Annotated in this window: 8 protein-coding genes and 1 pseudogene; 6 read left to right on the top strand and 3 right to left on the bottom strand. The window is 45.2% G+C overall.

The annotated features are described in order from the left end of the window. Positions 1–7: 7 nt before the first annotated feature. Positions 8–3,109, bottom strand: a complete 3,102-nt coding sequence (locus GXP69_RS06960) for a SusC/RagA family TonB-linked outer membrane protein (protein ID WP_163913761.1) — start codon at positions 3,107–3,109, stop codon at positions 8–10. A 1,046-nt stretch (positions 3,110–4,155) separates the two neighbouring features. On the opposite strand from GXP69_RS06960, the gene GXP69_RS06955 reads away from it, so the two are divergent. Beyond that, a complete protein-coding gene (locus GXP69_RS06955) occupies positions 4,156–5,166 on the top strand; it encodes an LLM class flavin-dependent oxidoreductase (RefSeq protein WP_163913759.1) in 1,011 nt (336 codons plus the stop codon). A 196-nt stretch (positions 5,167–5,362) separates the two neighbouring features. Here the strand turns inward: GXP69_RS06955 and GXP69_RS06950 are convergent, their stop codons facing one another. Continuing rightward, positions 5,363–6,304 carry a helix-turn-helix domain-containing protein gene (locus GXP69_RS06950; protein ID WP_163913757.1) on the bottom strand — a complete coding sequence of 314 codons (942 nt, stop codon included), beginning with the start codon at positions 6,302–6,304 and terminating at the stop codon, positions 5,363–5,365. A gap of 195 nt (positions 6,305–6,499) precedes the next feature. On the opposite strand from GXP69_RS06950, the gene GXP69_RS06945 reads away from it, so the two are divergent. From GXP69_RS06945 to GXP69_RS06925, 5 genes are all read left to right on the top strand, one after another. Next, complete coding sequence (locus GXP69_RS06945) at positions 6,500–7,891, top strand: alpha/beta fold hydrolase (protein WP_163913755.1); 1,392 nt, start codon at positions 6,500–6,502, stop codon at positions 7,889–7,891. Positions 7,892–8,526: 635 nt separating this feature from the next. Continuing rightward, positions 8,527–9,729, top strand: a complete 1,203-nt coding sequence (locus tag GXP69_RS06940; RefSeq protein WP_163913753.1) for a C45 family autoproteolytic acyltransferase/hydolase — start codon at positions 8,527–8,529, stop codon at positions 9,727–9,729. A 20-nt stretch (positions 9,730–9,749) separates the two neighbouring features. After that, a complete protein-coding gene (locus GXP69_RS06935) occupies positions 9,750–10,916 on the top strand; it encodes a serine hydrolase domain-containing protein (protein WP_163913751.1) in 1,167 nt (388 codons plus the stop codon). 115 nt (positions 10,917–11,031) lie between these two features. Beyond that, complete coding sequence (locus GXP69_RS06930) at positions 11,032–13,446, top strand: TonB-dependent receptor (RefSeq protein ID WP_163913749.1); 2,415 nt, start codon at positions 11,032–11,034, stop codon at positions 13,444–13,446. 60 nt (positions 13,447–13,506) lie between these two features. Continuing rightward, complete coding sequence (locus tag GXP69_RS06925; RefSeq protein WP_163913748.1) at positions 13,507–13,950, top strand: YybH family protein; 444 nt, start codon at positions 13,507–13,509, stop codon at positions 13,948–13,950. A gap of 243 nt (positions 13,951–14,193) precedes the next feature. On the opposite strand, the pseudogene GXP69_RS19160 reads toward GXP69_RS06925, so the two are convergent. After that, a pseudogene (locus GXP69_RS19160) lies at positions 14,194–14,262 on the bottom strand (Fic family protein); the annotation flags it as partial. Positions 14,263–14,432 lie beyond the last annotated feature (170 nt).

Raw genomic sequence — 14,432 nt, 5'->3', positions numbered from 1 at the left:
ATTAAAATTAAAGGCCAATATTCACCCCAAATGTAAAACTACGCGCCTGTGGAATTGATCTGTTGTCAACACCATATGCAATATTCACGTTTCTGTTGGTGTTAACTTCCGGGTCAAACCCTTTATAAGCGGTTAATACAAAAACATTCTGCGCTTGGGCATAAAGACGGAGAGTACTTATACCGGCTTTATCGGTCAGTTCAGATGGGACATTATATCCTATGCTCAGTTGGCGTAGTCGCAGAAAATCTCCATCCTCTAACCAACGGGTAGATAGACGGGTTGAAACGTTATCCTGCAGGTACAGTCTTGGTACATCTGTAATATCACCTGGCTTCTGCCATCTGTCCTTAATCTCGTTAAGGTTATTGTTCATGTAGTTTGTCATCAAACCGGCGCGGGTTTGATTCAGTATTTTATTTCCGCCGCTGAACTGGAAGAAAACGCCAATATCAAAGTCTTTGTACCTGAAGGTATTGTCTACACCGCCAAACCACTTCGGGTATGGATTACCGGCAAACACAGCGTCATCCCCGGTGATCTGGGTTGTTTCAGAACCGTCCAACAGATAATACTTCTGAGTCGCAGGATCGTACTGCTTTACGACACCATCTTTAGACAGGAACATGGCCATTCCGTTATCCGGATTCACACCAGCCCAACGAATTAATTTGAATTCTCCTATGGCATACCCTACTGCTGCCTGGCTGGAGCCACTTACGACCGGCACATCATTATAAAGGCTTGTGACTTCGTTCTTGACTTTGCTAAAGTTGAAGTTGGTCGACCAGGAAAAGTCGTTCTTTTCAATATTTACAGTATTTAAGGCAAGTTCAAAGCCCTTGTTATTCATTGAGCCGATGTTTGTGCTTACGGAAGCACCCGGAATACCGGTCGTTCTCAGTACCGGTGCATTCAGGACAAGGTCGGTAATGGAAGTATTGAAATAATCGAACGTCAGCCCCACACGGTCCTGCAACACGGACAGGTCAAAGCCGATGTCCAGTTTATTCGAAGTCTCCCACTTCAGATTGGTGTTTCCGACCTGCACCGGACTTAGCCCGTTCTGCTCCACATATAACCCGCCACCATACAACGTACGGGACGCAAAATCAGCGATATTAGAGTTTCCCACAATACCATAGCTGGCACGGAGTTTCAGGTCATTCAGGAAGTCAACCCCATCCAGGAAGCTTTCCTCAGAGATTCTCCAGCCAACTGAACCGGCGGGAAAATAGCCTCGTTTGTTGTTCATACCGAAGCCGGAAAATGCATCAGCACGGAAGGCTACTTCAGCATAATATTTATTACCAAAATCATATGATAGGCGGCCAAAGTAAGAATCAAAACCGTTATGCGTCCTTGCTCCGTCGGAACCAATCTGTTCTGCAAATGTGCCAGTAATGATATCTTTGAAGAAAGGATCTGCAAAATCTCCGGCGTATGCGCCAATGGAGTTTTGAACTACTTCCTGGTATTCAATACCCCCGGTTGCTGCGAAATTATGCTGCTCACCCACTAAGAAGCTATAGGTAGCATAATTTGACCAGTTCCATTGATTACGGCTAAGATTGTTGGTCTGTACAAGTCCGTTGTAACTCCATCCCAAACCTGCAATACGGGGATCACTGTACTGGTCTTCGAAGTTCTGAATATAGTCAATACCGAACTTGGAAGTAACCTTTAAGTTCCTGACTGGCTGGACTTCAATGTACGCATTACCCAGCATTCGCTGGGAAGTATTTTGATTTCGCTGCAGATCAAGGGTTGCTCTGGGATGATAGAACCTGTTGAGCAGGTAAGTCTGGTCGTTGGCGCCATTGCCTAAATAACCGGTTGAATTCAGGTAATAGAAGCCATCATTGCCATAAACAGGCAAGTTTGAAGGGGCATTCAGGCCTGCAACACCAACACCGGCCAGATATCCCTCCGCCAGCACGCCGTTATTCAACGTTTTTGTGAAGCTCGTACTAATGCCCGCTTTCAGCCAGTTCTTCGGAGTTACATCCAAGTTTAAACGTGCTGCCCCCCTTCTTAGGCGGTTAGCTACCACTACACCACTTTGATCCGAATAGGAAACAGAGCCGTAATAAGAGGTTTTTTCATTCCCTCCGGACATCGAAAGCTGATGACTATGCACCTTACCTTTTCTGAAAACCTCATCAACCCAGTTTGTTCTGTCTGGTTTTCCATCACCGTTGATGTCTACGTTCCCGGTAATCACACTCTTCGGGTCATCCACACCAAAGCGATTGGAAGCTTTTTCATTCTGGATCGTTATAAAGTCATCCCCATTCAGCAGGTCGGGACGTCTGACAATTTCATTATAACCTGTGTAGAAATCATAGGTAATTTTGGTGGTTCCAGTTTTACCTCTTTTTGTCGTTACCAGGATAACACCATTAGCTGCCCTGCTACCATAGAGCGCGGCGGCGGCGGCATCTTTCAGAACTTCAATCGATTCAATATCATTCGGGTTCAGGTCAGCCAGTGGGTTATAGCGGGTACCGTTTCCCCCGTTAAATGTGTTCAGGTTACTTACCTGGGCCATTGGCACGCCATCTATTACATAAAGAGGCTGGGAGCTGTTGGATATGGATCCGACACCGCGGATTCTCACGGTAACCCCATCTGCCAGCATACCGGATGAGTTCGTGATTTGCACACCGGCTGCTCTTCCGCTTAATGCCTGGTCAAAGCTTTGTACTGGTTGATTCTCAATTTTAGCAGCTGAAATGCTGGTAATCGATCCGGTTACATCTTTGACATCCTGAACACCATAGCCCACAACAACGACTTCCTGCAGCTGTTTGCTATCTACTGCAAGTGCTACGTTTAACACATTGCCTGTTATCGGACGCTCCATAGTGACATAACCAATAAAGCGGAATTGCAATGTATTTCCGCTTTCCGGCACGTTGAGGGAGTACGTGCCATCGTAGCCCGTGGTGATACCTATAGAAGTACCTTTCACAATCACTGCTACTCCAGGTAACGGTTGCCCATTGGCTGCATCCGTAACTGTCCCGGAAACAGTCCGACTCTGAGCCCACGCCTGGCTAACAAGCGTAAGAAACAGAGCCAATTTCATAAGTATGACTTTTCTCATAAATTGGTTGGTTAATAGATTGGTTATTAATAGTTAAAAAGGTGATATGCTATCAATGTCACAACACCAAACCTCATCTTACCCCTGCTGCCTGTTTTTACCAGTTGCACATGACTACAGATTTTGTTCAGAGAGATTGGTAACCATATTGCCCTGAAAAGGGAATGGATTTCACTGTTCAATGCAGGTATCAACCTCCATGCACAAGTTGCCCCTGTAACCCCTACAGCGCATGATTATATACAGGCCCAGCTCTTGGTAAGGACCGGATTGCTGAGTTTCTTGCAGCTGATTTAGTTTATTGCTTATGCAAATTAGTGCAGACTTTTCTGCAGATTAGTTGTAATATCCTGCCAATTACTGCGGCCCTATAGTCCGGGCCTGAACCCAGGTCTGAAAGGTCAGGCGTTTCGTCTTTACACGGGTGACAACAATGCCAGGGTTATACGAGGATATTTTCCGGCCAAAAACTCACGTAGGTTGCCTGGTATTCCGGCTGGGAGGCCCCGACTACTCAATACAAAAGAAAAGCCCATCTTGGTGGGATGGGCCTTTTTACAAACTAAGCTACGTTTACTAAGGTGAGTTATCGAACCTCTGGCATTTTAAACTTTTACAACAATAACAGCCAGACAGTAATAAAGGAGCTCTTTATAATTATTCTTCCTGGGATAACATAGATGGTGAACAAATGCCTTACAGCTTACTAAAGAAAGTGTTTAACAGAAGATGTTATGTCTCTATAGCCAGTAGGAATGTGATGGTGTTTTTCTACATTCCGTTTCCTTATAGTTCACCAGATGGTTGGTCACTTTATTTTTCATACTTGGGATACTTCTCTGAGATCAGGTTATAGTAATGTAAACTATGTACCTTCATTCCTGTTACTAAAGCCTGCATCAATACATACAGCAAATTTTCATTGATATGAATAAATAATGGCCATTTACCGAACCGCTCATGCAGGAAACCAATAACAGGCCTTTCTGATTTTCAGTAGGAATCAACTGTACCCAATTACCAGAAGCAAATAAGAATTGAATACCATGAAACATAAAATTGCTTATTCCATTTTAGAGCTTGCCGTTGTATCACAGGGAGAAACCATACAGCGTACCCTGCACAATTCACTGGCATTGGCAAAAGAAGCAGAAGCACACAACTACAAACGCATTTGGTTTGCCGAACACCATAACTCCGATAATATTGGCAGCAGCGCCACATCACTGCTCATGGGTTACGTGGCCGAAAACACCACTACCATCCGGGTAGGTTCAGGTGGTGTGATGCTTCCCAATCATTCGCCCTTGATTGTAGCCGAGCAGTTTGGGACCTTGGCCCATTTATACCCTGGGCGCATTGATCTGGGCCTGGGAAGAGCGCCTGGCACCGACCAGGCCACTGCGCGTGCTATCCGGTCAGATTTTATGGAAGCAGCTCATTCTTTTCCGCGGGAAATAGAAAAGATTCAGCAGTATTTTTCCATATACAATAAAACTGCAAAGGTGAGGGCACCCATTGCAGAAGGAACCGATGTTCCTATTTATGTATTAGGCTCGACGACTGATAGCTCCCATATTGCAGCAGAGAAGGGATTGCCCTATGCTTTTGCCAGTCATTTTGCATCCACACATTTACATAATGCCCTGCGCATTTATGAACAGGAGTTTCAACCTTCCCAGTTTTTAGAAAAATCCTATACCATGGCCGGGGTGAATGTTATTGTTGCTGACACTGATGAAGAAGCCCAAAAGCTGTTCACTTCTCTGATCAGGATGTTTGTAGGGGTATTAACCGGATCCAGAGCCCCGTTAGAGCCACCAACCGAGATGACTCAAGAGTTGAAGGATATACTGCAGCATCCAACGCTGCAGCAAATGCTCCGGTATTCCTTTGTAGGCAGTAAACAGACGGTAAAAACGCAGATTCAGGAATTCCTGGAAGAAACTGGCGTGAATGAACTGATCACGGTCTCCACTATGTACAACCTGGATAAACGCTTAAAATCTACCCGGTTATTTGCAGAAATTATGAAGGAGCTAAATGAAAAAGGGTAAAAGGAGAGTAGGTACCATTTATAGAAAAGTGAGCTGTTGTAATAGTTAAAGCTTTATTAAGAACTGTTATCTTACTGCTCCTATCCTACTCCAGAAAACACCCTAGGATGTAGCTTAAAATTAAGACTATGACTTATAGCTTGCTTATTACCATTTATTTAGATCTAATCAATTAGAACGCTATGTCTTTATAAGCTCAATGAATAAAAGCTTTGGATGGAGCTACACCTTTGACCTTCTTAAAACTTTTACTAAAAGCTGCCAGATCAGTAAAATTCAACTGTGTGGCAATTTCTACCCATGAAAGACCGTCCTTTTTTAACTCTACACTTTTTTCAATTCGCTTTTTATACAGGTAATTATAAGGGCTATCACCAAAGCATTGTTTGAATAACCTGTAGAACCTGAATTCAGATAAGCAGCAGGTTTCAGCAACCTGTTTTATACTCAGATTCGAGAAAAGGCTGTCATCAAGCACTTCTTTGCCGACTAATAAGCGTCTGAATAACTCCTGACGGGTAGATAGTTTTGCGGCTTCGAGGTTGTAGTAGGATTTTATGGTTTCTTCGTTGTTCTTAACAACCAGTGAGGTAAGTTCGTAAATCAGCTCGATGCCTGGCCTGTCAAGCGCCTGGGAGGCTGACGAGAATAAAATAAAGTTCAAAAGCTCCTGCATGGGCTTTTCAGCAACAGCCTCATTTACAAACAGCTCTGGTGTAAGCAGGTACTGGGCAGTACTGTTATAGTTATCCAGGTCATTTGGGTAAATGGTCTGTAGCAGTAAATCATTTACAAGTGCGGCATCAATATCCACACAAACAGCCCGGGTTGTCTCCTTTTTAATAGCAATATCAACAGTCGGAAACGTTTCGTTCACTAATAGATATTTGCCGTTTGAAACGCAAAAACGTTTATCCTTTACCCAATAACTTTCCTCACCCTGTGCCACAAACTTTATCCCCAGTCCCAGCGGCTTTACCTCATCCTCCAGTGAGGTAAGACACGAACTCATGATCCGGTTCTTACTTTTCCTGCCTTTTAATGCATGGTAATTTTTATCGGTTACATGCACAATCTCACAGCTATTGCTATAGCCTAAAGTATGCTGCTTAGAAGGACTTCCCTCCACTCTTTCCATTTGCAATTGTATTTAAAGCCTAAATATAAAAACATATATTATGAAAGATTATAGGGCTGCCCTAACAGGAATAAAAAAGGCAGGATTTTACAAGTCTCCACATCAAAAAGCTCCTTCTTTTGTACTTTGATATCTCGTGGCCTTTTTCATGTTAACTGAAAACATAACATTAACGCATAAACCAAATCATATTGTATGAACACCTTTCTATCCGACAACCTGAAACAACTCGGTAAACTGTTTTTTATACTAGCTATACTCATAGCCGGCCAGGCAGAAGCACAACAACTGAAACGCAAGGCCACACTCGGGCTACGCACTTCTATCCTTCCGGATTCGCTGGCCAGGGTGCATCAACTTAAATCAGGTATAGTTGTTACACGGGTCAGCTCACATTCTACAGCAGAGGTACTGGGTATTAAGCAGGGCGATATTATACTATCAGTAAACAAACAGGCGGTGCAAGCTCCGGCAGATGTTGCCAGTATAAACCAGCTATTAACCCCGGGCCAAACTATAACTTTGCAGCTTTTGCGGGATGGCAAAAAGAAAAGTTTAAAAGGGAAAGTAGTTGCAAAGCCTTTGGAAACAGCTGAAAGTACCAATGTCGTTTATGACCAGGTGGATTTTCGGAACGGGCAGTTACGCACCATTACGTATACTCCCAAAGCAGCCGGTAACCACCCGGCTATACTTTTTATACCTGGCTTTCCGTGCCAATCCATTGACGATTATGGGACCTCTCCTTATAACCAGCTTATAAAAGGCTGGAGCGATCTGGGCTATGTAGTAATGCTGGTTGAAAAACCGGGTTTGGGCGACAATGTGAATACACCCTCCTGCTTCGACATAGACCTTTCCACAGAGATAGAAGCGTTTGAGCAGGGTCTGCTAAAACTCAAGCAACTGCCGCAGGTAAACCCTGAGAATGTTTTCATTTTTGGCCACTCGATGGGTGGAATAGTGGCACCTATCCTTAGCCAGAAACATAGCCTGAACGGTGTTATGGTCTATGGCAGCCCTTACCGCCCGTGGTTTGAATTTGCAACAGAAATGTTCAGGTTCCAGGCACCCGCAACCGGTAAAGACTATGTAGCCCACGAAGAAACCATGCGCCAGCTGCACCATGTGATGTACAGGTTCTTTGTACTTGGCCAGCACCCTGATACCATAGCCGCAGCAGACCCTGCCTATAAAAAGATCTTACAGGAAGAATTTCAGCATATGGGCGGCGATATTTTCTGGTCAAGGGATTACCGTTACTGGCAGGAAATTGACGAGCTGAACCTAACAAAAGCATGGGCAGAAACCGACGAACATGTACTTTCTATCTGGGGCGAATATGACTTTGAGATCGTAAACGCGGAAGACCATAAACGGATTGTAGAAGTGGTAAACCATTATCATCCCGGCCACGCCACTTTCCTGACCATGCCGAAGACAAACCACTCGCTGATTCTTGTGCCGGGCATGGCCGAAGGCGTAGCTCAAATGAATAAACGCGACCTGGCGTATAACAAAGCAAACTTTAACAAAAACCTGATTACAGAAACGGACACCTGGATGAAGCGGGTAATGAAAAAATAAAGGTACTATAGCTCTTTAAGTATAAGCCCTGTTTGCATAAGATAACGCAAACAGGGCTTACTTTTTTGTTGATGATCCAACTACAGAAGCGTATAAAAGTAGGTAATCAGCAAATGGGACCTTCCTCCTAGTATAACTTCAGTTTATACTTCCGGACATAGCTTTTAACATTATTCCTCAAACTTCACAAAGAGGTTACAGCTGTTCAGGCCGTTCATTTCTGAAAGAAGGTTGCCAATTGCCATGTATAATTTTTTAGATTTCGCTGCTTCACCTGTCTTGTTGCACACTTCAGGTAAAACTGAGTGATTAAGTGACACTTGTTACAGTTCGCGGAGTTTCATCAGCGCTAATTTCTCTCCTTTTACAGCACCTCGCCCCCGGCATAGAGTAAAGGATAACCACTTTATAAGTTGAGACATTTACGAAGTCTGAGTCCATCGGCTATGGTGGGCTTTTATATGCAACTGGCTGAGCTTAAACTTTGCAGTATATACCTGGGAGACAGCAAAATTGGCAGGATTTGACAACAGCTGTTTGTTGCCTTTAAACTAGCTTTGATGCAGCTGCTAAAATCTTAATGATTGTACACTTTGATTTCACAGCATTCCCTATCATCTATATAACCTGCCATTATGAAAAAAATTACCTTTTTACTTTTACTATGTTGCGCACTGGCAACAGCCACCGTTACATCTGCCGCTGGCAAACCTCAGAAAAAAGTACCGGTTCTTTCCCTAAGCGGAACACCATATCAGCGGGGTTTTCAACATGGGGTGCAACTGCGGTCTGCAATTGCAGAAGTATACAAGAAATGGAAAGCTTCCATAAACAAAGACACGGGTAAAGACCCCGATGCCGTGATTGCCGACTTCCTGTATACCTCCGACTACAAAGCCGCGATCCTAAAGTATACCCCTGCGCTCTGGCAGGAAATACAGGGCATGGCAGCCGGTTCTGGCCAAAAAGAAGAGGATGTGCTTGCCTTTCAGTTGATTGATGAATACTGGGGATACCTGGACCGCCTGAAAAATGGTTCCGTGGCAAAAGAGCATTGCAGTGCCATCGGGGTGGCAGCCACCAAATCCTCTCCTACTTATATCGCTCAAAACATTGATATTGACACCTTCATGCAAGGATATCAGGTACTCCTGCACATTGTAGCGGCAGAGGATGTGCCCGAGCAGTATATTATGTCTTGTGCCGGTTTTCTTGGTTTTGCCGGGATGAATTACGATGGGGTGGGCGTAGTCATCAACGCTTTAACCGAGCTGAGCAGCCAGCCCGAAGGCCTGCCGGTTGCCTTTGTAACGCGAGGGATCCTGAATCAGAATTCCGGGGAAAAGGCGCTGGATTTTGTTCAAAATGTAAAACACGCCACCGGCCAGAACTACCTGATCGGCACCAACAAGGAAGTGGTGAACCTGGAAGCATCCGCAACAACGGTCGTGCCTTTTTATCCTGTTGCCAGCAGGCAGGTTGTGTACCATACCAACCACGCACTGGCAAACCACGATGTAAAACCCTGGAAGCAGGAATATCACGCCCGCATCCTGGCAGGCACCACCCCGCATACCAACAGCCAGAAACGTTTTAATGCCCTCCAAGCACGCCTGGCAAACCCCGAAACAATACTTTCTCCGGAAGTAATACAGGCAACGCTGCGCTCGAAGGACGATCCACAAGGCCCTGTTTGTGTTACCTATAACAAAAAAGCGTCATCCTTTACATTCAGTTCTGTACTCTTCACGTTCGGCAGAAAACCATCGGTGCAGGTTACCTATGGTTCACCTGACACAGCCGACTACCAGGAATATTTTTTCGAACAGATCATCTAACGCTAACCGCTCTATTTACTATGAAAAGATTGCCCCAACTGCGCTATGTTATTCTTATCCTTTTCTGCTGCGCGTACCTGCCTGTACTGGCACAGCAATCTGCAAAAACTTCGGACCTTACAAAGCGCTTACAGGCAAAACTTGACTCCCTGCAAAAAGCCAATGGCTTTCCGGGAGCTACATTTAGTGTAGTATTACCATCCGGGGAACAACTAACGATAGCTACCGGCCTTGCAGACTCTGTAAACAACACCCCGATGCGCCCTGCTAACCGCATGTTTTCAGGAAGTAATGGCAAAACCTTGTTTGCAGCCTCGGCTATGGTGCTGGCAGAACAGGGTATGTTTCACCTGGACGATAAGATAGAAAAGCATATCGGTAAAGAAGTATGGTTCAACAGAATTCCGAATGCCAGCAGTATAACCATGCGTATGCTCCTGAACCATACTTCAGGGATTGAGGAATACTATGAGCTTGGCGATTTTATGCAGCGTTTGCAGGCCAACCACACCTGGACCCCGGTAGAAATTCTGGCTTATGTTTTTGACAGGGAACCATTGTTTGAAGCCGGAACAGCCTTTGGCTACGCCGATACCAACTACATTCTTTTCGGGTACATCATCGAAAAAATCAGTGGAAAAAAGATGTATGACCTGGCAGATAAGTATGTAGTAAAACCTTACAAGCTGAAAGCAACAGAACCATCTGTAAAAATGCAGTATAAAAACCTGGTGGTTGGCTACGTAAACCCGGCTGGCCCCTTCCCGGTGAAAGGTGCTTACGTAAAAGCTGGGCAGCTTGCTTTAAACCCACAGTTTGAGTGGACAGGTGGTGGCTTTGTTTCGAGCGCTGCGGACCTGGCAACCTGGGCTAAAGCTTACTATCACCTTAAAAGTATATCACCGGCTTTACGCGGGCAAATGCGCCAGGGCGTGGCTGCCAACACCGGCAAAGACCACCTGTATGGTTTGGGCATGCAGATCAGGCCGGGTGGTGCTGCGGGTATGGGATACGGGCATAGCGGCTGGTTTCCGGGTTACCTGACGGATGCAGAATATTTCCCTGAACTGGACCTGGCAATGGCCATACAGTTTAATACAGATAATTTCCGGTTACTGAAAAGAACACCACACGCTTACCTGCTGGATATGGCAAAAATCATTACCCCTGCCCTGCAGACCCTATAAAGTATAGCTCAGTTCGGCACGCTATACTTCTATAAGCATATTTCAGGAATACATCATGAAGGGCACCGTTTACGCGGTGCCCTTCTATACCTATATCCAAACTATAACTTTATTTATGAAATTTCCGCTGCTTACTACAGGCCTGTGCTTTATACTTGCCACCAATGCGTTTGCACAGCTAACAGGTACATTAAAAGATGAGAAAGGCGCTGCCCTGCCCTACGCCAATGTAGCCGTTCTGCAACTACCTGATTCCACGGGCATAACAGGTGCGATGACCAATGTAGACGGTTCGTTTTTAATTCCAACGCCAACACCTGGCAGCTATATTTTACGGATCAGCACGATAGGTTATACCCAACTGTATACTGCTGCATTCCGGGTAGGAGACAGTTCGTTTAAGAAAGACGTTGGCGTAGTTATTTTAAAACAAGATGCGAGGACACTGCGTGAAATAACGGTAAAAACTACACGACCCGCTATTACCGTTGAAGCTGATAAAATGGTGGTGAGTGTGGCAGGTACCGCTTTAGCAGCAGGCAGCACTGCGTTTGAAATGCTGGAGAAAGCACCGGGTGTATTTGTAGATCAGGATGGCAATATTCAACTGAATGGAAAAGCGGGTGCAAACGTGATGGTGGATGGCAGGCTCACTTATTTTACAGGTAAGGAACTACAAAGTTACCTGGAAGCCATGTCTGCCGAAAATATAAAGGAGATTGAAGTGATCTCGAATCCGTCGGCAAAGTATGAAGCGGCTGGCAGTTCCGGTATCATCAATATTAAACTGAAACAAAACACCCGCCTGGGCCTGAATGGGAGCTTAAATGCCGGTTACCAGTATAACGGCGCTTCAGGATACACTGCAGGGATGAACCTGAACTATAAAGCAGGCAACTGGAATTCTTTTCTGAACCTGGATATGGCCGAGCGGCCGCGCCTGCGCGAAGGAGTCATGATCCGCGAATTCCACGCCAACGGGGCCGATGCCCATTTTCACCAGCTGCGCGATGAAACGTTAACAATGCATACTCCTGCCCTGCGTTTTGGTACTGATTACGACCTGAACGCACGCCATAGTCTGGGAGCTGTTGTGAACCTGAGCATGAATACCATGGACCGTGCTTTTTACTCAGGCACCGACATGAATGACCGTAAAACCGGAAAACATACGTTTATAGAGGCCGGTAACTTTAACGACAACCGCAGCACCAACCATACTTTTAACCTGCATTACAACGGTCAGCTCGATACGGTTGGAACCACCCTGGCGCTAAGTATAGATTACATTCAGCTACAGAATAAAGCCAACGCCCGCTACGAGAACCAATACCAGAACCTTAACGACAACACAATAACAGACGAGTTGCTGCGCACCTATAATCCCGGCTACTACCATATTTATTCTGCCAACGCCGACTATAGTATGAAAGCCTGGCAAAAAGCAAAACTGGAGGCAGGTCTGAAAGCAAGCCATGTGGTATCGGATAATGAGCTCAGTTTTTATGAAGTGAAAGGGGAACAGGAAGAGCTTGATGAGAACAGAAGTAACCAGTACCGCTACACCGAAAGTATACTGGCAGGTTATGTAAACCTGAACACCAACCTTAGTGATACATGGAAATTGCAGGCCGGCCTGCGCGGTGAGCAGACCCTGGGCAAAGGTAAACCCGAGGCTTCAGATGCCATCCGCAAGCGTTACCTGAACCTGTTTCCAAGTGTGTTTTTAACGCAGCAGGTAAGCCAGCAATACCAGGTAACCTATAGTTACAGCCGTCGCATCGACAGGCCAAATTACCGCTCGCTTAACCCGTTCATCTTTTACCAGGACCCTTACAGCTGGGCAGAAGGCAATCCCGATTTAAGACCGCAATTTACCAGTGTTTTCCAGGTAAACCAGCTGTTGCACAACACCTATAGTTTGCAGCTTGGCTATGCTTATACAAAAGACTTCTTTGCAGAAGTGCCTGAGCAAAATTCAGAAGATAATACCACCGTCTACAAAGAACGAAATATTGATAAAGCCGAAAACTATAGCGCCACACTAATTGCACCTGTCAAGCTTCTATCGGGTTGGGATGTGAGCAACAACCTGGTGGCTGGTTACCAGAAAAACAAAATATTTTTAAAAGAGGAAGCGATACAAAATAGCCAGCTCTACTGGATGCTTCAATCCACCCATAACGTGCTGCTGCCCTTGGATTTGCAACTGCAGGCTACGGCCGGGTATAATTCCCCATCAAACCACGGCGTTTACCAGTTTAAGCGCCAGTGGTGGCTCGATGCCGGTCTTAAAAGATCTTTTATGAAAGATAAGCTGGACGTTACCCTGGGTGCTACAGACATTTTCAGGACAAGAGATATGCGCGGTGATGCCAGCTATAACGGCGATGTGTTCCGGTTTGTGAACTACTTTATGGTTAGAAGTATAAAGCTGAACCTGCGGTACAACTTCCAGCACGGCCAGAATTTTAAAGCCCGCAACCGAAGTATAAAACTGGAGGAATTAAACCGCGCTGGCGGACAGTAAAAGTCTAATCTATAGTTTTATCTACTCCCTAACCTCAATCCTAAAACGATGTTGAATAACATGTTTAAACTATTTCTTTGCCTCTTATGTAGCATTCCCGTACTTGGGTTTGCAGGCAAGGTAGACCCGGAAACCAAACAGGAACTTGCTACCTTTATGCAACAGTATGTGACAGCCACTAACTCACACAATTTTGCCAATGTACAACCGCTTTTGCAACCCGATGCTGTATACTGGTTCAATAAAAAAGAGAGCAGGGGATTACCTGAAATAGAAGCAAGTTTTAACGAAAGCTGGAATTACCTGCCAGACGAGGTATACGGAATTGAGGACATTACATGGTTATCAATAGACAAGCGCATTGCTACCTGCATTTATACCTATACCTACCAGGGTACCCATAACGGCAAATCCATACAGGGCAAAGGGCGTGGTACAACTATACTTGTAAAAGAGAATGGCAACTGGAAAATAGCACACGAGCATCTTTCTATACCGCAATAGAGATATTAAATCAAAACTAATGCAATAAGGGACCCTTTGCAAAGGACCCCTTATTGCATTAGTGACAACATAGCTATTTAAAGATTAAATAACATCGTGCGCGCAGCCACGAGTAGTTTTGAGCCAGAATTCATAGCCAGAGATAAAACCAGAGTCAAGCTCTCTGACGTCAATATTGTAGTATGTCTGCTTATCTGCCTCTATTTTCCTGGAAAGGCTAAGCAACACCGGATGGCTTAAGGTTTACGACAACGCTTTTTCTGCTAGGGCACGCCCGATTCTACCGTTGCCATCTTCAAATGGGTGAAGGGTCCCGAATTATAAAGGCGCCACTGCCGACCTGACAGAGACTTTCCTGATCTCCTTGTCTCCCCCGGGTACTGGCTGAAAATGTCAAGTAAGAGGATGGACTTCTTACCCAAACCCAGCCATTTTTCCCTGAACGTATCAGTGGTAAGCGGCTTGCCATCTTGAAGCAGTTC

It is taken from the genome of Pontibacter burrus (assembly GCF_010686685.1).
GTDB lineage: Bacteria > Bacteroidota > Bacteroidia > Cytophagales > Hymenobacteraceae > Pontibacter > Pontibacter burrus.
The sequence above is the reverse complement of the archived record's forward strand: the minus strand, read 5'-3'. Positions and strand labels throughout refer to the sequence as shown.

What these genes read in the sequence shown, in the direction of transcription:
- GXP69_RS06960 (WP_163913761.1), bottom strand. Translation starts at nt 3,109, where the DNA reads ATGAGAAAAGTCATACTTATGAAATTGGCTCTGTTTCTTACGCTTGTT.
- GXP69_RS06925 (WP_163913748.1), top strand. Translation starts at nt 13,507, where the DNA reads ATGTTTAAACTATTTCTTTGCCTCTTATGTAGCATTCCCGTACTTGGG.
- GXP69_RS06940 (WP_163913753.1), top strand. Translation starts at nt 8,527, where the DNA reads ATGAAAAAAATTACCTTTTTACTTTTACTATGTTGCGCACTGGCAACA.
- GXP69_RS06950 (WP_163913757.1), bottom strand. Translation starts at nt 6,304, where the DNA reads ATGGAAAGAGTGGAGGGAAGTCCTTCTAAGCAGCATACTTTAGGCTAT.
- GXP69_RS06930 (WP_163913749.1), top strand. Translation starts at nt 11,032, where the DNA reads ATGAAATTTCCGCTGCTTACTACAGGCCTGTGCTTTATACTTGCCACC.
- GXP69_RS06935 (WP_163913751.1), top strand. Translation starts at nt 9,750, where the DNA reads ATGAAAAGATTGCCCCAACTGCGCTATGTTATTCTTATCCTTTTCTGC.
- GXP69_RS06945 (WP_163913755.1), top strand. Translation starts at nt 6,500, where the DNA reads ATGAACACCTTTCTATCCGACAACCTGAAACAACTCGGTAAACTGTTT.
- GXP69_RS06955 (WP_163913759.1), top strand. Translation starts at nt 4,156, where the DNA reads ATGAAACATAAAATTGCTTATTCCATTTTAGAGCTTGCCGTTGTATCA.